The 21,227-nt window shown below is 71.2% G+C and carries 26 protein-coding genes; 8 read left to right on the top strand and 18 right to left on the bottom strand.

The window, feature by feature from the left end:
• Positions 1-44: 44 nt before the first annotated feature.
• Complete coding sequence (locus ABZZ20_RS27580) at positions 45-326, bottom strand: GlsB/YeaQ/YmgE family stress response membrane protein (RefSeq protein WP_356874089.1); 282 nt, start codon at positions 324-326, stop codon at positions 45-47.
• A 180-nt stretch (positions 327-506) separates the two neighbouring features.
• Here ABZZ20_RS27580 and ABZZ20_RS27575 point away from each other — a divergent pair, with 180 nt between their 5' ends.
• Positions 507-839, top strand: a complete 333-nt coding sequence (locus tag ABZZ20_RS27575; RefSeq protein ID WP_356874087.1) for a DUF3099 domain-containing protein — start codon at positions 507-509, stop codon at positions 837-839.
• 146 nt (positions 840-985) lie between these two features.
• Positions 986-1,252: a hypothetical protein gene (locus tag ABZZ20_RS27570; RefSeq protein WP_356874085.1), complete on the top strand. Its 267-nt coding sequence runs from the start codon at positions 986-988 to the stop codon at positions 1,250-1,252.
• 67 nt (positions 1,253-1,319) lie between these two features.
• Here the strand turns inward: ABZZ20_RS27570 and moaA are convergent, their stop codons facing one another.
• The 3 genes from moaA to ABZZ20_RS27555 form a co-directional block, all read right to left on the bottom strand.
• Positions 1,320-2,309: a GTP 3',8-cyclase MoaA gene (gene moaA / locus ABZZ20_RS27565; RefSeq protein ID WP_356874083.1), complete on the bottom strand. Its 990-nt coding sequence runs from the start codon at positions 2,307-2,309 to the stop codon at positions 1,320-1,322.
• A 193-nt stretch (positions 2,310-2,502) separates the two neighbouring features.
• Positions 2,503-4,134: a cation acetate symporter gene (locus ABZZ20_RS27560; RefSeq protein WP_356874081.1), complete on the bottom strand. Its 1,632-nt coding sequence runs from the start codon at positions 4,132-4,134 to the stop codon at positions 2,503-2,505.
• Positions 4,131-4,496, bottom strand: a complete 366-nt coding sequence (locus tag ABZZ20_RS27555; protein ID WP_356874079.1) for a DUF485 domain-containing protein — start codon at positions 4,494-4,496, stop codon at positions 4,131-4,133. The genes ABZZ20_RS27560 and ABZZ20_RS27555 overlap by 4 nt, the downstream gene beginning before the upstream one ends.
• A gap of 260 nt (positions 4,497-4,756) precedes the next feature.
• Between ABZZ20_RS27555 and ABZZ20_RS27550 the strand changes: the two genes are divergently transcribed.
• Entirely contained in the window at positions 4,757-6,310 is a 1,554-nt protein-coding gene (locus ABZZ20_RS27550; RefSeq protein ID WP_356874077.1) for a S8 family serine peptidase, read from the top strand.
• A gap of 128 nt (positions 6,311-6,438) precedes the next feature.
• On the opposite strand, the gene ABZZ20_RS27545 is transcribed toward ABZZ20_RS27550, so the two are convergent.
• From ABZZ20_RS27545 to ABZZ20_RS27515, 7 genes are all read right to left on the bottom strand, one after another.
• Positions 6,439-7,482: a zinc-dependent alcohol dehydrogenase family protein gene (locus ABZZ20_RS27545; protein ID WP_356874075.1), complete on the bottom strand. Its 1,044-nt coding sequence runs from the start codon at positions 7,480-7,482 to the stop codon at positions 6,439-6,441.
• Positions 7,483-7,518: 36 nt separating this feature from the next.
• Complete coding sequence (locus ABZZ20_RS27540) at positions 7,519-8,139, bottom strand: lysoplasmalogenase (protein WP_356874101.1); 621 nt, start codon at positions 8,137-8,139, stop codon at positions 7,519-7,521.
• A gap of 74 nt (positions 8,140-8,213) precedes the next feature.
• Complete coding sequence (locus ABZZ20_RS27535) at positions 8,214-9,089, bottom strand: sterol desaturase family protein (protein WP_356874074.1); 876 nt, start codon at positions 9,087-9,089, stop codon at positions 8,214-8,216.
• Between the two features lie 221 nt (positions 9,090-9,310).
• Entirely contained in the window at positions 9,311-10,537 is a 1,227-nt protein-coding gene (locus tag ABZZ20_RS27530) for an amidohydrolase family protein (RefSeq protein WP_356874072.1), read from the bottom strand.
• Positions 10,534-11,865, bottom strand: coding sequence for an amidohydrolase family protein (locus ABZZ20_RS27525; RefSeq protein ID WP_356874070.1), 1,332 nt, complete (start codon positions 11,863-11,865; stop codon positions 10,534-10,536). Before ABZZ20_RS27525 ends, ABZZ20_RS27530 begins: the two co-directional genes overlap by 4 nt.
• Before the next feature lie 10 nt (positions 11,866-11,875).
• Positions 11,876-12,760 (bottom strand): SDR family NAD(P)-dependent oxidoreductase, encoded by an 885-nt coding sequence (locus ABZZ20_RS27520; RefSeq protein WP_356874068.1) that lies wholly within the window; start codon positions 12,758-12,760, stop codon positions 11,876-11,878.
• A 1-nt stretch (position 12,761) separates the two neighbouring features.
• Complete coding sequence (locus ABZZ20_RS27515) at positions 12,762-13,559, bottom strand: acetoacetate decarboxylase family protein (RefSeq protein ID WP_356874066.1); 798 nt, start codon at positions 13,557-13,559, stop codon at positions 12,762-12,764.
• Positions 13,560-13,671: 112 nt separating this feature from the next.
• On the opposite strand from ABZZ20_RS27515, the gene ABZZ20_RS27510 reads away from it, so the two are divergent.
• The 5 genes from ABZZ20_RS27510 (at position 13,672) to ABZZ20_RS27490 (ending at position 17,438) form a co-directional block, all read left to right on the top strand.
• Positions 13,672-14,331, top strand: a complete 660-nt coding sequence (locus tag ABZZ20_RS27510; RefSeq protein WP_356874064.1) for a TetR family transcriptional regulator — start codon at positions 13,672-13,674, stop codon at positions 14,329-14,331.
• A gap of 155 nt (positions 14,332-14,486) precedes the next feature.
• A complete protein-coding gene (locus ABZZ20_RS27505; protein WP_356874062.1) occupies positions 14,487-15,464 on the top strand; it encodes a DEDDh family exonuclease in 978 nt (325 codons plus the stop codon).
• 63 nt (positions 15,465-15,527) lie between these two features.
• On the top strand, positions 15,528-15,761 hold the full coding sequence (locus ABZZ20_RS27500; RefSeq protein ID WP_078613516.1) for a hypothetical protein: 234 nt from the start codon (positions 15,528-15,530) through the stop codon (positions 15,759-15,761).
• A gap of 116 nt (positions 15,762-15,877) precedes the next feature.
• The gene (locus ABZZ20_RS27495) at positions 15,878-16,672 is read left to right on the top strand and encodes an SURF1 family protein (RefSeq protein WP_356874060.1); all 795 of its coding nucleotides are present in this window, start codon (positions 15,878-15,880) and stop codon (positions 16,670-16,672) included.
• Positions 16,673-16,682: 10 nt separating this feature from the next.
• On the top strand, positions 16,683-17,438 hold the full coding sequence (locus ABZZ20_RS27490) for an SDR family oxidoreductase (RefSeq protein ID WP_356874058.1): 756 nt from the start codon (positions 16,683-16,685) through the stop codon (positions 17,436-17,438).
• A gap of 24 nt (positions 17,439-17,462) precedes the next feature.
• On the opposite strand, the gene amaP is transcribed toward ABZZ20_RS27490, so the two are convergent.
• The 7 genes from amaP to ABZZ20_RS27455 all read right to left on the bottom strand — a co-directional run bounded on the left by amaP (position 17,463) and on the right by ABZZ20_RS27455 (position 21,085).
• Positions 17,463-18,017: an alkaline shock response membrane anchor protein AmaP gene (gene amaP, locus ABZZ20_RS27485; protein ID WP_356874056.1), complete on the bottom strand. Its 555-nt coding sequence runs from the start codon at positions 18,015-18,017 to the stop codon at positions 17,463-17,465.
• 4 nt (positions 18,018-18,021) lie between these two features.
• Entirely contained in the window at positions 18,022-18,657 is a 636-nt protein-coding gene (locus ABZZ20_RS27480) for a DUF6286 domain-containing protein (RefSeq protein WP_356874054.1), read from the bottom strand.
• Entirely contained in the window at positions 18,654-19,037 is a 384-nt protein-coding gene (locus ABZZ20_RS27475) for a hypothetical protein (protein WP_356874052.1), read from the bottom strand. Before ABZZ20_RS27475 ends, ABZZ20_RS27480 begins: the two co-directional genes overlap by 4 nt.
• A 7-nt stretch (positions 19,038-19,044) precedes the next feature.
• Complete coding sequence (locus ABZZ20_RS27470; RefSeq protein ID WP_356874050.1) at positions 19,045-19,227, bottom strand: hypothetical protein; 183 nt, start codon at positions 19,225-19,227, stop codon at positions 19,045-19,047.
• A 10-nt stretch (positions 19,228-19,237) separates the two neighbouring features.
• Positions 19,238-19,669 carry an Asp23/Gls24 family envelope stress response protein gene (locus ABZZ20_RS27465; RefSeq protein ID WP_356874048.1) on the bottom strand — a complete coding sequence of 144 codons (432 nt, stop codon included), beginning with the start codon at positions 19,667-19,669 and terminating at the stop codon, positions 19,238-19,240.
• A gap of 251 nt (positions 19,670-19,920) precedes the next feature.
• The gene (locus ABZZ20_RS27460) at positions 19,921-20,700 is read right to left on the bottom strand and encodes an enoyl-CoA hydratase/isomerase family protein (protein WP_356874046.1); all 780 of its coding nucleotides are present in this window, start codon (positions 20,698-20,700) and stop codon (positions 19,921-19,923) included.
• Positions 20,701-20,863: 163 nt separating this feature from the next.
• Entirely contained in the window at positions 20,864-21,085 is a 222-nt protein-coding gene (locus tag ABZZ20_RS27455; RefSeq protein WP_005319113.1) for a helix-turn-helix domain-containing protein, read from the bottom strand.
• Positions 21,086-21,227 lie beyond the last annotated feature (142 nt).

Raw genomic sequence — 21,227 nt, 5'->3', positions numbered from 1 at the left:
CCGGCCGGACCCATGGGTCCGGCCGGCCCCTCCGCCGTGCACCCTCAGGTCATCTGCCTCTTCTTGTCGCCCCGGATCGCCGTGTAGATCATCTCGCCGAGGCCCACGATCAGGACTGCTCCGGCCAGCTGCAGCAGGTGCCGTGTCCAGTCGATACCACTGGTCTCCTCGACGCCGATCCACCCGGAGACGGCGTTGCCGAGGATGGCGCCGACGATGCCGAACAGGGTGGTCAGCCACAGGGGCTGATGTTGCTTGCCCGGCAGGATGGCCCGGGCTATGAGGCCCAGCACGAAACCGATGATGATGGCCCACAACCACTGCATGTCGAGCCTCCTCGTGGCGCGTTGTGCGCATGTGGGCCCAGTTTCGACCCGTCCGGCGTACTACGCATTCCGGACAGCCCCGTTCGGGGGACACCCTCCCTCCTCACCACAGGACGGGCGGCGTACGGTGGGAGGGGTGCGGACCGGCGGGCGTCCGGCAGGTGGATCGGGTGGTGGAGCGTGGAACGGAAGAAACGGAACGGGGCCGAGGTCTTCCGGATCACCGGAGCCCGACTGGGCCTGGACGAGGACGTGCGCGGACGGCAGCGCCGGTACGTCATCTCGATGTCGATCCGGACGCTGTCGGTGCTGGCGACCGTGATCCTTTGGAACGTGGAACGGCACGTGGCGATCGTGACGCTCGTCGCGGGCGCACTGCTGCCGTACGTGGCCGTGGTCATCGCCAACGCGGGGCGCGAGTCGACCCCCTCACTGCCGTCGCACTTCATCCCGTCACCTGTGCGTCCGGCACTGAACACGGGAAACCTCAAGAAAAGCTCAGATCAATCATGAAGTTCCGGTGCACTGCACCGGGTCTTGCGTGACATACTGCCTACGCGCTCCGCATCCCCCGTCGGAGCGACGGACCGACGCCGGGCAGCTCCCCCCGTGGCTGCCCGGCGTCGCCTTTCCGGGCGAGGGGTTTGTAGGGTTGAGGCGTGAACTCCCCCGACTCCCACGACCCCTCCGCTGCCGCTCGTACCGTCGAAGCGCCCACCTGCTCGGCTAAGGGCTGCCGCGACGCGGCCGTCTGGGTCCTGGCGTGGAACAACCCGAAGCTGCACGCGCCGGAGCGGCGCAAGACCTGGCTGGCATGCGAGGAGCACCGCGAACACCTCTCCCAGTTCCTGGGGGTCCGCGGCTTCCTCAAGGACGTCGTGGAGCTCGACGCGTGGGTCCAGCCGGAGGGCTCGGAGCGGCGCTAGACGAGCTCTGGACGGCCGTCAGTGACGCCCTTGTGCGGCCGGTGCCACCGTCAGCGGTCGGCAGCCGTCAGCCGCCGATCGCGGACATCGGGCGGTCGGGCTGGAGGAAGGAGGGGTCGTCGAGGCCGGACCCGGCCTTCTTGCCCCACATCGCCACCTTCCACAGGCGGGCGATCTCCTCGTCCGGGGCGCCGGAGCGCAGGGCTCCGCGCAGGTCGGACTCCTCGGTGGCGAACAGGCAGGTGCGGACCTGGCCGTCGGCGGTGAGTCGGGTGCGGTCGCACGCGCCGCAGAAGGGTCTGGTCACCGAGGCGATGACACCGACGGTGGCCGGGCCGCCGTCGACCACCCAGCGTTCGGCGGGGGCGGATCCGCGTTCCCCGGCGCCTTCCTCGGTGAGCGTGAAACGGGTGCGCAGCGACGCCAGGATGTCACCGGCGGTGATCATGCCGTCGCGCTTCCAGCCGTGCTGGGCGTCGAGCGGCATCTGCTCGATGAAGCGGAGCTCGTACGCGTTCTCCACGGCCCAGGCGAGCAGGTCGGGAGCCTCGTCGTCGTTCAGGCCCGGCATCAGGACGGCGTTGACCTTGACGGGGGTCAGGCCCGCCTCGCGGGCCGCGGCCATGCCGTCGATGACGTCGTGGTGCCGGTCGCGCCGGGTGAGGGTCTTGAAGACCTCGGGCCGCAGGGTGTCCAGTGAAACGTTCACCCGGTCCAACCCGGCGGCCTTGAGCGCCTGCGCGGTGCGCTTGAGGCCAATGCCGTTGGTGGTTAGGGACATCTTGGGGCGGGGCTCCAGGGCCGCGCACTGCTCGACGATCCCGACCAGTCCGGGGCGCAGCAGGGGCTCGCCGCCGGTGAAGCGGACCTCGGTGATGCCGAGCTGGGTGACGGCGATCCGGATCAGTCGGACGATCTCCTCGTCGCTCAGCAGATCCGACTTTCCGAGCCACTGCAGACCCTCCTCGGGCATGCAGTACGTACAGCGCAGATTGCACCGGTCGGTGAGTGAGACGCGCAGGTCAGTGGCCACGCGGCCGTACGTGTCGAGAAGCACTGTGGGCCCCCTCCCCTGTCCGGTTCATAGAGGTTCGCACCGCCCGGACCATTGTCTGGCGGCGCCAACGAGCCTACGCGACGTCCGTGACTTGTAGGGATGCCCGATTGAACGAGACGCGGTGTGGCCGCGTCGTAGGGAAGTACGACGCGGCCGGAGCGCGTGCGGGGGCACGTACGGGCTGGCCAGGGCCTCAGTGGGCGCCGGTTCCGGTGAGGGAGCGGACCTCCAGTTCCGCGAACTTCTGGGGGTCGGCCTTCTCCTTGGACAGGACGGTTCCCAGCCAGCCCAGCAGGAAGCCGAGCGGGATGGAGACGATGCCCGGGTTCTCCAGCGGGAACCAGTAGAAGTCGGCGGTCTTGAACATCGAGGTGGGCTTGCCGGAGACGACCGGGGAGAAGAGCACCAGGACGACCGCGGAGACGAGGCCTCCGTAGATCGACCACAGCGCTCCCTGGGTGCTGAACCGCTTCCAGAACAGGCTGTAGAGGATCGTCGGGAGGTTGGCGGAGGCGGCGACCGCGAAGGCGAGGGCGACCAGGCCGGCGACGTTAAGGTCGCGGGCCAGGGCTCCGAGGCCGATGGCGACGGCGCCGATCACGACGGTGGACCAGCGGGCCGCCCGTACCTCCTCCTGCTCGGTGGCGTTGCCCTTGCGGATCACGTTCACGTACAGGTCGTGGGCGAAGGACGAGGAGGAGGCGAGGGTGAGCCCGGCCACCACCGCGAGGATGGTGGCGAAGGCGACCGCGGAGATCACGGCGAGCAGCACCGCGCCGCCTGTGGAGCCCGCGCCCCCGCCGAGCTCCTGGGCGACGAGCGGGGCCGCGGTGTTACCGGCCTTGTTGGAGGTGATGATGTCGGTGCGCTTGAGCAGGGCCGCGGCGCCGAATCCGAGCGCGATGGTCATCAGGTAGAAGGCGCCGATGATGCCGATGGCCCAGTTCACAGACTTACGGGCGGCCTTCGCCGTGGGCACCGTGTAGAAGCGGATCAGGATGTGCGGCAGTCCGGCGGTGCCGAGGACGAGCGCGATGCCGAGCGAGAGGAAGTCCAGCTTCGTCGTTGCGTCCTTGCCGTACTTGAGACCGGGTTCCAGGAACTTGGCTCCCTGGCCGCTGTTCTCCGCGGCCTTGCCCAGCAGGTCGGAGATGTTGAAGTGGAACTTCAGCAACACCAGGAATGTGATGACGAGGGCGCCCGCGATGAGCAGGACCGCCTTGATCATCTGGACCCAGGTGGTGCCCTTCATGCCGCCGATGGTCACGTAGACGATCATCAGTACGCCGACCAGCGCGACGATGGCGACCTTGCCGCCGTCGCTGGTGATGCCGAGGAGCAGCGAGACGAGCACGCCGGCGCCGGCCATCTGGGCGAGCAGGTAGAAGATCGAGACCACGATGGTCGAGGTGCCGGCGGCGGTACGGACCGGCCGCTGGCGCATCCGGAAGGCGAGGACGTCGCCCATCGTGTAGCGGCCGGAGTTGCGCAGCGGCTCGGCGACGAGCAGCAGGGCGACCAGCCAGGCCACGAGGAAGCCGATGGAGTAGAGGAAGCCGTCGTAGCCGAAGAGGGCGATGGCGCCGGCGATGCCGAGGAAGGACGCGGCGGACATGTAGTCGCCGGAGATGGCGAGGCCGTTCTGGAAGCCGGTGAACTGGCGACCGCCCGCGTAGAAGTCGGCGGCGCCCTTGGTCTGGCGGCCGGCCCAGATCGTGATGATCAGGGTGGCGACCACGAACAGCCCGAACAGGGTGATGATCAGTGGCCGGTGCTCGGTGGCCCCGGCGGCGACGGTGGTCGCGAGCTGCTGGGTGTCGCTCATTCGCCGGCCTCCATGCGCGCCTTGATCGCCGCGGCCTTGGGGTCGAGCTTCGCGGCGGCGTGCCGGGAGTACAGCCAGGCGATGAGGAAGGTGGTCCCGAACTGGGCGAGGCCGAGCACGAGGGCGACGTTGACGTTGCCGAAGAGCTTGGTCCCCATGAAGCCGCCGGCGTAGTTGGACAGCAGGACGTAGAGCAGGTACCAGGCGATGAAGGCCACGGTGAGCGGGAAGGCGAAGGAGCGGTAGGAACTGCGCAGTTCGGCGAATTCGGCGCTCTGCTGAACGACGGTGAACTCTTCGACCGTGGGGCTCGTCGTCGGCGTTCCCGCGCTGCCCGGCGGCGGCGCTGCTTCGGTGGTCACGGGGGGCTCTCCTTGTGACGCGGGTGCGTTGGGGACAACGGACAAAACAACCTCCGTGTGGGGGACGGTGGCGCTGATCGGCCCCTGACAACGGCACGGCTGGCGCGCCGGGACGGTTCAACACCAGTGGATTCTTTGGAAACTGATGTGCCGAACGGATGGCGCACATGCGAACACCGGCACTAGGTTCACCTGTCATGAACCCGTCGTCGTGCGCGACCCCGCGCAGACGGCCCTTTCACGGATGATGTGGAGAACCCATGGCTCAGCTGGGGTCACGATCCCCCAAGGGGCGCGGACGTCTCGCCGTACCGGTCGGCCTGGCGCTCACCGCCTCGCTCGCCTTCCTGCCCTCGGTCGCGGCCTCAGCCGCCCCGCTGGGCAACACGGCGGGCGCGGCGACCGCGGTGAAGCCGGACACCACCGGCCCCAAGCTCTCGTACGTCGCGAACCTGAACGCGTACGCCACGGTGACGGCCGCGAAGAAGGCCATCGAACGCGCCGGCGGAACGGTGGTGACGTCCTATGAGCAGATCGGGGTCGTCGTCGCACACTCCCAGAACCCGGACTTCGCCAAGCAGCTGCGCGCCCAACGCGGTCTGTTCGTGTCGGTCGGCGCCACCCGGACGGCCCCCCTCTCGCCGGTGCAGACCACCGAAGAGGGCACCACGCAGAAGCTGAGCGCGGCGGACGCCGCCAAGGCGGCGTCGACCGCCACGGACGGTCAGGAACCGCTGGAGCCCAACCAGTGGGACCTGCGGGCGATCAAGGCCGATCAAGCGCACAAGATCAACGATGGCAGCCCGGACGTCACCGTGGGCGTCATCGACACGGGCGTCGACGACACCCATCCGGATCTCGCGCCGAACTTCTCCAAGGGTCAGTCGGCCAACTGCGTCGGCGGCATCGCGGACACCACCGAGGGCGCCTGGCGCCCGTACCCGGACGGCAGCGACCACGGCACGCACGTGGCCGGGACCATCGCGGCCGCGCGCAACGGCATAGGCATCTCGGGTGTCGCCCCGGGAGTGAAGGTCGCCGCGATCAAGGTGAGCGAGCCGGGCGCCGGCTTCTTCTACACCGAGGCGGTCGTCTGCGGCTTCATGTTCGCCGCCGAGAAGGGGATCGAGGTGACCAACAACAGCTACTACGTCGACCCCTGGTTGTACAACTGCAAGTCGGACGACGACCAGAAGGCGCTGGTGGAGGCCCTCTCCCGGGCCACCAAGTACGCCGAGCGCAAGGGCGTGCTCAGCGTGGCCTCGGCCGGCAACTCGAACCACGACCTGGCCTCCAACGCGATCGTCGACGACTCCAGCCCGAACGACACGACCCCGGTCCCGCGCACGATCGACCCGCACGTCTGCCTGGACCTGCCCACCCAGCTGCCGGGCGTGGTCACCGTGAGTGCCACTGGCGACAAGGGCTTCAAGTCGTACTACTCCAGCTACGGCCTGGGCGTCGTCGACGTCGCCGCCCCCGGCGGCGACAAGTGGCAGGTGCCGGCCACCCCGGACGCCAACGGCCGTGTGCTGTCCACCCTGCCGGGCGGCAACTACGGCTACAAGCAGGGCACCTCCATGGCCGGACCGCACGTGGCGGGCGTGGCGGCGCTGCTCAAGAGCGCGCACCCGACGGCCACGCCGTCGCAGCTCCAGGCCATGCTGAAGGCCCAGGCCACGAAGACGGCCTGCCCGGAGAAGGTCTACGACGGCACGGGCGCGCTGATCGACGCCACCACCTGCCAGAGCAAGTGGGGCCAGACCGGCTACTACGGCTACGGCGTGGTGGACGCGCTGAAGGCCGTCAAGTAACCGCAGTCGCGTGAACCGGAGGGGCCGGTCTGGGGAATTCTCCCCGGACCGGCCCCTCCGCTCGCCCGGTGCCGGTGCCGGTGCCGGTGCCGTGAACGGTGCCGGTTCAGGTGCAGGCGCAAGGCCCGTCAGGGCTTGATGAGCACCTTCAGCGCGCTGCGGTCGTCCATCGCCCGGTAGCCGTCCGGGACCTCGTCCAGGGACACGGCGCGGTCGAAGACGGGGGCCGGGTCGATCGCGCCGCTCAGCACGTCCTCCAGCAGCTCCGGGATGTACGCGCGCACCGGGGCGACACCACCGCGCAGGCTGATGTTGCGGTCGAACATCACGCCGAGGTCGAGGCCGGTGCCGCTGCCGTGCGGGACGCCGACGTAGCCGACGGATCCGCCGTCGCGGGTGATGTTCACGGCGGTGCGCATGGACTGCTCGGTGCCGACGGCCTCGATGACCGCGTGGGCGCCCTGGCCCCGGGTGAGTTCACGGACGGCGGCCTCGGCGGCCTCGCCCCGCTCGGCGACGACGTCGGTGGCCCCGAAGAACTTGGCTATGTCCGTACGGGCGGCATGACGGCCCAGGGCGATGATCCGATCGGCGCCGAGGCGCTTGGCCGCGAGGACCCCGCACAGGCCGACCGCGCCGTCACCGACGACGGCCACGGTGGAGCCCTTGCGGACGCCCGCGCCCAGCGCGGCATGGTGACCGGTGCCCATGACGTCGGACAGGGCGAGCAGTCCGGTCAGCAGGTGGTCGTCGGAGACCGCCGCTGCGGGCAGCTTCACGAGGGTGCCGTCGGCGTGCGGGACGCGCACGGCCTCGCCCTGACCGCCGTCGTGGCCGACGGAGCCCCAGAAACCGCCGTGCACGCAAGAGGTGTACAGGCCCTCGGAGCAGTAGTCACAGGTGCCGTCGGACCACATGAAGGGAGCCACGACGAGGTCGCCGGTCTTCAGTCCGGTCACGGCCGGGCCGGTCTCCTCGACGATGCCGAGGAACTCGTGGCCGATGCGCTGGCCGGGCTGTCGCTCGGCCTCGCCACGGTAGGCCCACAGGTCGCTGCCGCAGATGCAGGCACGCAGGACGCGGACGACGACGTCCTCGGGGCGCTGGATCGCAGCGTCGGGCACCTCCTCCACGCGGATGTCGTGCGGGGCGTGGATGACGGTGGCGCGCATGGTGGTGCATCCCTCGTGATCGGCGACGGCGATGGTTCAGTCTTGTAGGACCGTCATACGGTACGCCTGCTTCGGGGTGAGCCCGCCTTCGGCCAGCAGGTACTGGGCGGCGAGGTAGGTGGCCATGACCCAGAAGTCGGGGCGGGGCAGCTGCGGCCACGCGGCGACCCCGGTGGCGATCAGCGTGTCGGAGAGCAGGAACAACGCCCCGCCGAGTCCGGCCTTCAGGCCGAGGGCGCTGGAGCGGTAGGCCATGGCGGTGAGCAGCAGGCTGTACCCGGCCACCGGGATACGCAGGTCGGCCGGCAGGTCTCCCCAGAGCAGGCCTACGGTTGCGAGGAGGGCGGCGGCGTACGCGCCCCCGAGTGCGGGGTGCGTCCTGCGCCGGCCGAAGAGCACGAGGTAGCACACGTGTCCGGCGGCGAAGGAGCCCATGCCGACGAGGAAGGCGACGTCGGCGTCGAAGAGCAGGGCCAGGTCCCCGCCCCAACCGAACAGCAGGGCGGCGATCAGCAGTCGGGGAGCCCGACGGGTGATCACGTAGCCGACGAGCAGCGGCATCAGGAGCGGCTTGGCGATGACGTGCCCGAGGTGCCAGCCGGCGAGCAGCGAGACGAGGTCGACGACGGTGGCGGCGGCGAAGGCACCGAGCAGGATCGGGGAGGCGGAGCCGGCCCCGACGGGTACGGCCGCGGGCCGGGCCCAGGAGGGCGTACGGGGCTCGGCGGCGCTCACGCGGCGTGCTCGGGGGTGCCGGCCGGGGCCGCGGAAGCGACGGGGGCGGGCTGCCAGCCGGGGCCGCGGAAGACCCGCCCGGCGCGCTCGCGCCAACTGCGGGCGGCACGTACGTCGCGGGCGATGGCGACGTACTCGTGGGTGGCGACGCGCAGCGGGTTGTAGGTGCTGATGTTCTTGGTCAGCCCGAAGACGGGCTTGTCCTCCTCCCCCACCCAGGAGCCGAACATCCGGTCCCAGACGATCAGGATCCCGCCGAAGTTGCGGTCCAGGTAGCCCCCTTGGGAGGCGTGGTGGACGCGGTGGTGGGAGGGGGTGTTGAAGACGTACTCGATCGGGCGGGGCAGCTTCCCGATGCGCTCGGTGTGGATCCAGAACTGGTAGACGAGGTTGACCGAGTAGCAGAAGGCGACGGCGGCCGGGTGCACCCCGAGGGCGATCATCGGCAGGTAGAAGGGCCAGGAGGTGGCGCTGGTCCACGGCTGGCGCAGGGCGGTGGTGAGGTTGAACTTCCGGCTGCTGTGGTGGACGACGTGGCAGGCCCACAGGATCCGGATCACGTGGTGCCCGCGGTGCTGCCAGTAGTAGCAGAAGTCCTGTGCGAGCAGCATGAGCAGGACGGTCCACCACAGGACGGGGACGCGGAGCGGGGTGAGCTCGTACACCGCCGTGTAGATCGCGACGATCGGGATCTTCCACAGCAGGTCGAAGACGAGGCTGCCGAGTCCCATGCCGATGCTGGTGACGGCGTCCTTGGTCTCGTACCCGGCGGCGTCCTCGTCGGGATGGATCCGGTAGCTCACGAGCTCGATGACGGTGAGCAGGACGAAGGCGGGTATGGACCACAGCACGACATCGGGCAGGTTCGGCATGTCCGCACCATAGAGGCGGCTTCGGGGCTGCCGCTAGAGGTTGTTACCGATCGGTATCCGTCGGGGTTACCGACGGTTCGCAAGATGACCCGAGTTGTCGGTACCGGACGGGTCCGCCGGCGCGGCCGGGTCCTCCGGCGCGGCCGGGTCCTCCGGCGCGGCCGGGTCCTCCGGCGCGGCTCGGGTTCACTGGCCCGAGCCGCGCCGGAGGAGTCGCACGGTCACCAGACGCGGACCGAGGCTCCGCGGGCGAAGGCCGGACTGGTGGCCTGCGGGGGGATCCGGGTCAGGGGCCGGGCGATCTCCGCGACCAGGGGGCCGTGCTTGGCGGCGACCGCGTCGAGCAGCGGCAGGTCGAAGCCGTACACGCGGGCCGCGTTGCCGCCGACCATCGCGGCGATCTCCTCGCGCGGCAGGCCCGCGTAGGCGATGCGCAGGCCTTCGCGGGAGAACGGCGTGGTCCCTTCGTCGTGGGGGTAGTCGCTGCCCCACATGATCTTGTCGAGGCCGATCCGCTCCCGCAGCGGGACCTCGTGGGGGCGCATGAAGCTCGCCCCCACGAAGCAGTTGTCCCGCCAGACCTGGCTCGGACCCTTGCCCATGGACTGCGCCAGGCCCGCGCCGAACTTCGACTCCGCCGTGGCCGACGCCGCCACCAGGCGGCCGTGGTAGTAGTCCAGCATCTCCAGCACGCCCGGGATCCAGCCGGACCCCTGTTCGGTCAGGACCAGTTTCAGGCCCGGGTGGCGACGGAAGGCCCCGCCGAAGATCAGGTGCCACAGGGCCCGGTGCGAGAACCAGGTGGTCTCCACCATGAAGACGGCCCGGGCCGCCGGCTCATCGCCCAGTGGGGGCGAGGCCGAGCCGCCGTGGTGGTTGACCGGGACGTCCAGCTCCTCGCAGACCGCCCAGATCGGGTCGTACTGCGCCGAGTGCAGCTCCGGAACGCCACTGCCCGGAGGCACGCCCGGCAGGAGGACACCTCCCGTGAGGCCGGCCTCCTTCGTGCGGCGGATCTCCTTCACCGCCTCGGGCACGTCGTTCAGGAGGATCTGGACCACGCCGGCCCGCCGGCCGGGGGCGTCCGCACAGAAGTCCGCCAGCCAGCGGTTGTGGGCGCGCAGACCCGCCCAGCGGAGCTCGAATTCCGCGGCCGAGGGAGCCGGGGCCAGCAGGGAGGCGCTCGGGAAGAACGGCGGGATGGTGTTCGGGAAGAGGACTTCGGCGACGATGCCGTCCGCTTCCAGTTCGGACAGGCGGCGCTGGGAGTTCCAGTTGCGGTCCGCCGTGTCCGCGAGGAGGTCCTCGTACGGGTTCACGTACGTCGCGGCCCAGGCGTCGAACTCCTCGTGGTACCGCTGCTCCAGGTACGGCCTGTAGTCGAGCAGGTCGGCGCCCGCGTGGCAGTCCGCCGAGATGACCGTGTAGCGGTCGGGGGACCGCGTCATCGCGACACCCCCAGGACCGGGAAGTCGTGGTCCGTCAGCCAGTGGCGGCCCACCTCGCGCGAGCGGGCCCAGGAGGCCTCGACCGAGGCCTGGTCCGCGGGCTGGCCGAGCTCCGCCGGAGTGGGGCCGATCCGGCGGGCGATCGGGGCCAGTTCGGCGGTGTCGAAGCCGAAGACCTCGGCCGCCGACAGGCCGAGGATCCGGCGCGTCTCGGTGACCGGGACGTCATGGAAGGTCCTCTTCAGCCAGCCGCGCGTGTCGGGCCAGGTCCCTTCGGGGTGCGGGAAGTCCGATCCCCACAGGATGTTGTCCACGCCGATCTCGTAGCGCTGGGCCAGCTCCCGCCGCTTGGTGTTCGTCGCACAGACGAACACCTGACGGTCCAGGTACTCGCTCGGCGGGCGGTTCAGCTCCTCGAACGGCGACAGCTTCTTCCCGCCGTGCGCGCCCAGGTAGAGCCGGTCCATGAACCACAGTTGGTTCGGCAACCACCAGCAGCCCGACTCGGCGACGCCGAACTTCAGGCCCGGGTGGCGTTCGAAGACCCCCGACCAGAGCAGGAACCAGAGCGGGCGGGCCGGCCACCAGGTCACCTCGGAGACGAAGATGCCCAGGTGGTCGCCGTATTCGTGGCGGGGCGAGGACCCCGAGTGGGTGACGATCGGCATCTGCGTCTCGGCGGCGGCCGCCCAGACGGGGTCGTAGCGGCGGTCGTGGTACGGCGCCTGGTCCACCCACATCGCGGGGATCATCAGCGCGCCGAGCCCGGACTCCTTGGCCCGGTGGACCTCGGCGACGACCGTCGCCGGCTCCCCCGTGATCGGCAGCAGGGCGACCCCGCAGTGCCGTTCGGGGGTCGCGGAGACGAACTCCGCCAACCAGCGGTTGTGCGCCTGCGCACCCGCCATGCCGAGCTGCGGGTCCTGGTCGCCCGAGAGCCCGAGGCCCACTCCGAAGGGCGCGGCGGTCTGGCTGTCCACGGCGTCGGCGTCCGGGAAGACGACCTCGGCGGCCACGCCGTCGCCGTCGAGCTCCTTCAGGCGCTGCCCGGTGTCCCAGCCGCCCCTGAGACCTTCCTCGTGGTCGTGGAACCACTTCTGGGCGAAGGCCTCGTTGCGGACGCCCAGCCGGGTCGCCTCGGCGCGTCGGGCGTCGCGCTGGCCGAGGAACTCGTCGAACTCGCGGTGGAAGCGGGAATCCAGGTACGGACGGTACTGCTCGGTCGGCAGTCCCGCGTGGCAGTCGGAGGAGATGATCAGGTACGGATCTTCGTGCGTGTTTTCGCGTGCGCCTTCGTGCGTGCCTTCGTGCGTGCCTTCGTGCGTCACGGCGGACCCCTCAGTCGAGGATGAAGCTTTCCAGGTAGGCGGGGTTGGCGCGGTCCAGCATCGACTGCGACCGGGCGCGGATCTGCCGGTCGCTGTGCTCGCTGGCCGGGAGCATCCAGAAGCGGTCGGCCCGGATGCCGTCGATGACGTGCCCGGCGACCTCCTCGACCGGGGTGAACTCCACCTCTCGGCCGGCCCGTTTCATCGCGGCCTCGTACTGGTCGAGGCTGCGGTATGGGGTCCTGCGCGGGCGCTCCTTGGCGTACTGCTCGGGGCGGTTGCGGTGCGACTCCCACAGTCCGGTGCGCAGCATGTGCGGTCCGGGAAAGAGGACGGAGGCGCCGATGTCTGCGCCCTCCGCCTTGAGGTGGGCGTACAACGACTCGGTCATGGTGACCACGGCCGCCTTGGTGACGGCATAGACGGAGGCGGTGGGCAGCGGGGCGATGCCGCCGTCGCCGGAGGAGGTGTTGACGACGTGGCCGGGGCTGCCGCCGGCGATCATGCGGGGGACGAAGGCCTGGATGCCGTGGAAGACGCCCCAGACGTTGACGGAGAAGGCCCACTTCCAGTCGTTGGGCTCGTGTTCCCACATCCGGCCCTCGGCTCCGGAGCCGACGCCCGCGTTGTTGCAGAGCACGTGCACGGCGCCGAAGGTCTCGTACGCGGCGTCGGCCAGCGCGATCACGCAGGCGCGGTCGCCGACGTCGACGCGCTCGGCGAGCACCTCGGCGCCGTCGGCGGTCAGTTCGTCGGCGGCCTTGCGCAGGGCTCCCTCCTCCACGTCGGCGAGGACGACCTTCAGCCCTTCGGCGGCGAAACGGCGGGCCATCGCGAGGCCGATGCCACTGGCCGCTCCGGTGACGACGGCCACCTGTCCGGGTTCGAGCCGCATCTCAGACGCTCCCTTCGGGCGGACCGTCCAGGATCTGCAGGGGGTCGTCGTAGCGCTGGTGAACGTAGGGGAGGAGGGCCCGGGCGCTGACCCGCTCGACCACGCGGCCCTTCTGGTCGGTGGTCTTCTCACCGATGGTGATCTCCACGATCCGGCGTACCGGGAGGTCGGCCACGGGGTCGAACATCGACTCGCGCAGCACGATGTCACCGGTGACGTGCTCCAGGGTGCGGTGCTTCTCGTTGCGCGTGCAGTGCACCAGCACGGGGTCGCCGTCGAAGCCCGAACCGTCCACGGCCGGCGAGAACTTGAAGTAGAAGTCGGTCTTGGTGCTGGGCTCGGGCAGCGGCATCCCGCGGTCCACCGCCCCGCGCACCTCCACGAACGCGATCCCGTGCCGGGACAGAGAGGCCCGGACGACGAGGCCCTCACGCTCGACGGTGACCTCACCCAGCTTCTTCGGTTCGCCGAACACCTCGCGGCCCCCGACCAGCGCCCGCTCGTGGGTCATGGGCATGACCAGCGGGTACCAGCCCTCGACCCCGCCGTGCCGTGCGGCGACGGCCACCGAGCCCGCGCCGAGCGGGTAGCCGGGCAGCTCGACCTTGCTGATGTTGGCCCGTACGAGGGGTCGCTCGGCGGGCTTGAGCGGTGGCGGCAGGACCGCCGCCACCACGTCCGGGTCGCTCTCCCAGACTGCCACCACACCGGTGGACCAGATGTCGGGGAGCCTGGAACCCTTCTCGCGCGACGCCGCGATCTCGGCCTCGGTGCGCGCTCCGTACCGTACGCGTGCCATGTCTCGCACCACCCTTCGGTCGGTTCTGTAACACAGTTACACCCCCCCCCGATGAAGGGTAAAGCCCCTTGCATACAACGGAACTGACGATCCAACAGATTGGTGGACGGTGATGGCCCGAAGCGCGCTCACCCGCGACGAGGTGCTGGAGACGGCCGCTTCCCTGGTCAAGCAGCACGGCCCGGGCGCCCTCACCATGCGCAAACTCGCCGCCGAGCTGGGCACGGCGGTGACTTCCATCTACTGGCACGTCGGCAACCGCGAGTCGCTGCTCGACGCACTCGTGGAGCGGACCGTCCAACAGATGGGCGCGATCGTTCCCCGGACCCCGTCCGGGGGGAGCTCCACGGCCGGCCGCACGCCCGCCGAGCGCATCGTCTCGGTGGCCCGCATCCTGCGCCGCGAACTGCGCGGGCGCCCGCACCTGATCGCGATGGTCCACGAACGCGGACTCACCGAGCGGATGTTTCTGCCCGCCCAGCAGGCGCTGGTCCACGAGGTGCACGCGGCGGGGCTGCGCGGCACCCGGGCCGCCGACGCGGTGCGCGCGATCCAGTTCCAGATCGTCGGCTTCGTCCTCGTCGAACGCAACCGCGAACGCTCCCCCGCCCAGTCCCCCGCCGAGAGCGAGCTCTGGGACCCGGCCGCGGCGCCCGACGACCCGGCGCTCGCCCGCGCCCTCGCCCGCCCGGCAGATGCGGAGCGGCTGTTCCTGTTGTCCGTACGGGCCCTCGTGCACGCCCTGCTGACACCGCCCGCGCCACCGCAATGAAGGTGCACGGCAGGGCCGTGCACCGCTTGCTGCCGGGGTCGGTTGACGGCCGTGGGCTCGAACCGCTCGCGGCGGGACACCTCGTGGCGGCGTGGGGCCGACGGCCGGGAAGGACTGCCGCGGCGCCCGGGTGTCAGTGCGGGCCGATATCCTCTGTGACCATGCTCGACGACCGTACGACCGCAGAGACGACGTGGCCGACCGCGTACCCCCAGGGGTACGCGGTCGTCGACGTGGAGACGACCGGGCTCGCGCGCGACGACCGGATAGTCTCCGCAGCCGTCTACCGGCTCGACGCGCAGGGCAACGTGGAGGACCACTGGTACACCCTGGTCAACCCGCAGCGGGACCCGGGACCGGTGTGGATCCACGGGCTGACCAGCGACGTGCTCCAGGACGCGCCGCTCTTCAAGGACATCGCCGAGGAGTTCGCGGGCCGGCTCGCGGACCGGGTGCTGGTCGCGCACAACGCCATCTTCGACTGGCAGATGATCGCCCGGGAGTACGCGCGGGCCGCCGAGACCGCGCCGGTCCGGCAGCGGCTGTGCACCATCGCCCTGTCGAAGGAGCTGAACCTCCCGCTGCCCAACCACAAGCTGGAGTCGCTCGCCGCCCACTTCGGCGTGGTCCAGGAGCGCGCCCACCACGCGCTCGACGACGCCCGCGTCCTGGCGGAGGCGTTCCGTCCGTCGCTGCACGCCGCCGCGCGGGACGGAGTACGGCTGCCCCTGCTGGAATGCCGACCGCTGACGGAGTGGTCGGACTCCCCCGTCACCCCGAGGATCGGCCACCAGGCCTCCTACCGGGGCAGCAGCTGGCGTCCGTCGCGCAAGCGACCCCCCTGCCCGTACCCGAACCCGGGGCGCTTCGAGGACGGCAAGCCCCTGAAGCAGGGCATGCGGATCGCCTTCTCGGGTGACACCTCGGTCGACCGGGAGCTGTTGGAGGACCGGGCGGTCGAGGCTGGCCTGCACATCGCGTCGAGTGTGTCGCGGCTCACGAGCCTGCTCGTGACGAACGACCCCGACTCGGCCACCTCGAAGACGACCAAGGCGAAGTCCTTCGGTACGCCGGTGGTCGACGAGGCGGCCTTCACCCAGCTGCTGCGGGACGTGGCTGCGGCAGACGGGTGAGCGTGGTGCGACTCGCCCGGCGCTCGCTTTCCCGGCCCGCCGTCCCGTCCCACCCTGTGGCGCATGGCACGTTGTGAGGTCTGCGGAAACGATTACGGCATGTCCTTCGAGGTGCACGCGCAAGGCAGCGTGCACGTCTTCGACTGCTTCTCCTGCGCCATTCACCGCATGGCGCCGATCTGCGAGCACTGCCGGGTGCAGATCATCGGACAGGGCGTCGAGGTGGAGGGCCAATGGTTCTGCGGGGCGCACTGCGCCCGGGCAGAGGGGAAGGTGGGCATCGTCGACCGGGTGTGAGCGCCCCTCGGTCCCCCCTCCCCCTGACCCCTCGCCCGCTCCCCCTTCCCCGCTCCACGACCCCGGACGGCCACCCGGCCGCCGGGGTCTTCGCGGTTGGGGGTACCGTCGAGGGCGTGTACCGCTTTGTGCTGACCCGGCAGTGGGTGTGCCTCACCCTCATCGCCCTCGTTCTCATCCCCGTGATGATCAAGCTGGGGTTCTGGCAGTACCACCGCCATGAACACCGGGTCGCCCAGAACGAGCTGATCGCATCGAACCTGACCGCGAAGCCGGTCCCGATGACCGAGCTGACCTCCCCCGGCCACCGGGTCCCGCGCGCGGACTACTGGCGCGCGGTCACCGCCACCGGCACCTACGACGCCGCGCACGAGGTCGTCGTACGCATGCGCACCTCCGACAACGACAAGGTCGGCTTCCACGTCGTGACGCCGCTCGTGCTGGCCGACGGCCGCGTGGTGCTCGTCAACCGCGGCTGGGTGGCGGGCGGCGACGACCCGCGGGCGTACCCGCCGGTGCCGGCCGCGCCCCCGGGCGAAGTGACCGTCACCGGGCGGCTGAAGGCCGACGAGACGAGCGGCGGCAGCGGCATCAAGGACCGCAAGGGTCTGCCGGAGCGCCAGGTGATGCTGATCAACAGCACGCAGCAGGCGGAGTACCTGGGCAAGCCCGTCCTCGGCGGCTACCTGGAACTCACCGATCCGGTCCCGCCGAAGGGCACGCCCGAGGTGGTCGCCGAGCCCGACCACGACTCGATCGGCCCGCACATGGCGTACGCCGTGCAGTGGTGGCTGTTCGCCTCGGCGGTCCCGGTGGGCTGGATGGTCCTCGTACGACGGGAGAAGCACGACCGCGCGGCGGCCGCGGCTGCCGCGGTGACCTCCGAGCGGGAGACGGCGCCGACGGCGTAGCGTGTCGGGCATGGATCTTGGACTGAAGGACCGTGTCTACATCGTCACCGGAGCCACGCGCGGCCTGGGCTTCGCCTCGGCTCGTGAACTGGCGGCGGACGGCGCACGGGTGATCGTGACGGGCCGCGATGCGAACCGCGCCGCCGAATCGGCGGCCCTGCTGGGTCCGAACGCGGTGGGGATCGCCGCGGACAATGCCGACCCGGAAGCGGCTGCCGCACTCGTCGCCACGGCGAAGGAACGCTTCGGCCGCTTCGACGGCATCCTCATCAGCGTCGGCGGCCCGGCCCCGGGCTCGGCGGCCAGCAACACCGACGCGCAGTGGAGCGAAGCGTTCGAGTCGGTCTTCCTGGGCGCGGTGCGCCTGGCCCGCGCGGCAGCGGCCGAGCTGGGCGAGGGAGGGGTCATCGGCTTCGTCCTCTCGGGTTCGGTCCACGAGCCGATCCCCGGCCTGACCATCTCCAACGGCCTGCGGCCGGGGCTGGCGGGCTTCGCGAAGTCCCTGTCGGTGGAACTGGGGCCGCGCGGCATCCGGGTGGTCGGGCTGCTGCCGGCGCGGATCGACACCGACCGCGTCCGTGAGCTCGACGCCCTGTCGGGCGATGCGACGGTGGCCCGCGCGGCCAACGAGGCCCTCATCCCGCTGCGGCGCTACGGCACCCCGGAGGAGTTCGGCCGCACCGCGGCGTTCCTGCTCTCCCCCGCGGCGTCGTACCTCACGGGCATCATGCTCCCGGTCGACGGCGGCTCCCGCCACGGCTTCTGACGGGTCCCCCGGGCCGGCCGCCGCTCACGTGACGCGGCGGGCCCGGTGGGAGGTGATCCGGAGGCGGGCCTCCGTGGGGAGCTCGGGGAGGCCCGTCGAGGCGCGGGCCTGCGTCAGCACCGGCCCGGCCAGCGCGGCCAGCACATCGGCCGGGACGGCGTACGGTTCCAGCTCCAGCCCCACCCGCAGGTGCGGCCCGCCCCGCCGCCGCAGCAGTGCGACCCGACACCGGGCGACCCCGTCCAGGGCCCCCGCCTCCGCGGACACCGCCTCCACCAGGGCCCGCCCGCGCAGCAGCGCGAACCCCCCGTCACCGGTGTCCACCACCACGGCTGCCAGCCGCGAGCGCCGCAGCTGCGCCAACAGCCACCACAGTGCGAGCAGCACGCACGCCCCGAGCCCGGCGAACACCGCCCACCACCACCAGCCCTCGGGGTGCCAGCGCTGCCGGGTCGCCGCCGTCAGCAGCGGCTCGTGACGGCCGCCGAGCGGCCACGCCGCCGTCAGGACCACCACCCCGGCCGCCAGCAGCACGAGGCCGATGAGTCCCAGCAAGATCCGGTTCACCGTACCGAGCACGGCGTCACCCCTTTCCGGCGGCGGCCCGGGTGACCCGCACTCGGGGCTGCAGTACGTGCGCGAGGCCCAGTTCCTCGATGCCGACGGCGATCACCGCGTCCAGGTCGGCCCGTACCTCGTCCAGCTCGCGGAAGTGCGAAGCAGCCCGGACCTTGACGCGGGCCCGGCCCACCCTGACCCGTGCCGACCGCACCCCGGGCACCTCCATGGCCCGGTCCCGCAACACCTGTGCCGCGGCCTTCCGCTCCAGCCCGGCCCGTACGTCGGCGGCCGGGCCGGCCTGCCGCATCGCCAGGATTCCGCGCAGCCCGGGGGTCAGCGCCAGCAGGAGGAGCACCGCCCCGGCCACGGCAACGGCCCCCGCACAGACGAGCACCCACGGGTCGGCGGGGGTGCGCCGCTCCAGTTGCTGGGCGAGTTCGCGGCGCCATTGCATACCGGGGCGGTGTGCCCGTACGGCGGCGAGGTCGTAGAGGAACAGGCCTGCCACCGCGAGCACGGCGAGGGCGGTCAGCGCGGCCGGGATCCGCCGGGCGGACCGGAACCGGCCGTGCCGGGAGCGACCGGCGGAAACCGGGACGGCCGGGTCCGGGGCTGCCGGGTCCGGGGCGGGGCCCGGACCCGGGACCGGGACCGTCACCGGAGCTTCCGGTGACGCGCGGCGGCGGAGCGGGTGTGCGCGGAGTGCAGGTGCTCGATGTCGAGGTCCACCTCGGGTACGGACATGGAGGTGCACTCCTCGACGCGCCGAACCACCTGGCTGCGCACGGCCGCGCACTGGGCGGCGAGGTCGGAGGGGTAGTCGAGTTCGAGACTCACCCGCACCCGTGCGATGTCGTGGTGCACGGTGACGGTGGCATGCGCAGGGGGCGCCGCGGGGCGCGGCGGCCCGCCGGGCGTCGCGGCGAGCGCTTCCCTGGCGGCCTGGGCCGCGATCTTGGCGACGACCCGGTCGGCGATGCGGGTGGCCCCCCGCTCGGCGGGGGGCACCCGGGGCGGGGTGGCCCGTGGCGTGCTCATCGGGGCCTCACCTGTCGCGGTCGCGGGGGCGGAAGAAGTCGCCGGGTTCCAGGTCCCCGTCCAGGAACCGGCCGACGAAGAAGCCGATGGTGCCGAGCGCAGCCACCAGCAGGAAAGCCCCGAAGCCGCCGAAGTATCCGGCGAACGCCAGCGCCATGCCGGCGAACAGGCCGGCGACCGCCATGCTCATGCGGGCTCCTTCACTGGAGTCGGGACTCCGGCCCTTCATCGGGCTCATCGGGGAGCTTGACGTCGCTGACCGCGATGTTGACCTCGACGACTTCCAGGCTCGTCATCCGCTCGACCGATGAGATGACGTTCTCACGGACGGCCCGGGCCACGTCGCGGATCGACACGCCGTAGTCCACGACGATCTCCAGGTCGAGGGCGGTCTGCACCTCGCCGACCTCGGCCTTGACCCCGCGGCTGACGGACTGCTTGGCCCCGCCGGGAACCCGCTCCCGGACGGCGCCGAAGGTCCGGGCGAGGCCGCCGCCGCTGCCCATGGCGTGGACGCCGACCACCTCGCGGGCGGCCAGTCCGGCGATCTTCTCGACCACCCCGTCGGAGATGGTGGTGCGGCCACGGTCGGCCGCAGCCCGGCCTGCGCCCACCGGTGCGGATTCTGTCATCGCGTGTCCCTTCGCGCGGATGGACTCACTCCGCACCACGGTAAGCGCGGGGCGGCGACGGCGCGCTGGGACTACGCCGGTCGGCCCGGAGCGAGTACCCGATCCCGGTCGGCCCCGACCGGCGCCGAGACCGCGAGCGTACGCGCGGGCCCGCGGGGGCGGTGCGCCCCCGGGCCGCCGGAGCCGGAGCACGACAGGACGGCCCGGGGCGCGGGGGTGCGGCCCGGGGCGCGGGGGTGCGGTGCCCGAGGTCAGTCCGAGAGGCCCGCCAGGTCACGCAGGCGGCGGCCCTGAGCGGCACGTTCCGCCGAGCGCTGGGCGTCGTACGAACGGGACGTGGCGTCCCGCAGCAGCCCCTTCGTCTCGATCACCGCGTCCCGCGGCGGAGCCAGCAGCGCCGTCGTGAGGTCCTGCACCGCGGCGTCGAGCTCGTCCGCGGGCACGACCAGGTTGGCCAGCCCGACCCGCTCGGCCTCCTCTGCATGGACGAAGCGACCCGTCGCGCAGATTTCGAGCGCGCGGGCGTAGCCGACCAGGGCGGTCAGCGGCTGGGTGCCGGTCAGGTCCGGCACGAGGCCCAGGCTGGTCTCGCGCATGGCGAACTGCACGTCGTCCGCGACCACCCGCAGGTCACACGCCAGCGCGAGCTGGAAGCCGGCGCCGATCGCGTGTCCCTGCACGGCGGCGATGGAGACGATGTCGTTGCGTCGCCACCAGGTGAATGCCTCCTGGTATTCGGCGATGGTGGAGTCCAGCAGTTCGTCCGATCCGCGCGCCAGGTCGAGGAAGGACGGTTCACCCTCGAAACCTTCGGGAGTGAACGCCTGCCGGTCGAGTCCGGCGGAGAAGGACTTGCCCTCACCGCGCAGCACCACGACCCGGACGGTGCCCGGCAGCAACCTTCCGGCCTCCGTCAACGCCCGCCAGAGCGCGGGGGACTGAGCGTTTCGCTTGGCCGGATTGGTCAGTGTCACCGTGGCGACCGAGTCGTCCACGGTGAGCCGTACGCCGTCCTTGTCGAGCAGAGCCATCTGGTGCCTCCGGTGTGCAGTCGGCCGCAATCCCGGCCTAAGTGACTGCACAGTAACCACCCAGTCGACCGGACGGCCGACCGGGGGTCACCGAAGGAACCGCGGTGTGGGCAGGCAGCAGCGTCTTCCGAACCGGTCCCGGCCCTCGGGGCCGGGATCCGGGTCAGGCAGAAGCCGCCTTCTTGCCGCGTGTCGCACCACCGCGACCACGCAGCACGACTCCGGACTCGCTGAGCATCCGGTGGACGAATCCGTAGGACCGACCGGTTTCTTCGGCCAGCGCCCGGATACTCGCACCGGAGTCGTACTTCTTCTTCAGGTCTGCCGCGAGCTTGTCGCGCGCGGCGCCGGTTACCCGGCTGCCCTTCTTCAGAGTCTCGGCCACCCGTGCCTCCTCATGGGAAGTGCGCTCTGGACTTCTCATGATCACCCCTCCCCGGCTTCCTGGCCACCCATTCAGCAAGGTCGATACGCCGGCATTTCCCGAGCAGTGGACGCCCAAGCAGAACGGAATCCCCCCTTCCGCT

Origin of the sequence: Streptomyces sp. NPDC006430, from assembly GCF_040612395.1 — a bacterium.
In the GTDB taxonomy this organism is placed as follows: domain Bacteria; phylum Actinomycetota; class Actinomycetes; order Streptomycetales; family Streptomycetaceae; genus Streptomyces.
The sequence above is the reverse complement of the archived record's forward strand: the minus strand, read 5'-3'. Positions and strand labels throughout refer to the sequence as shown.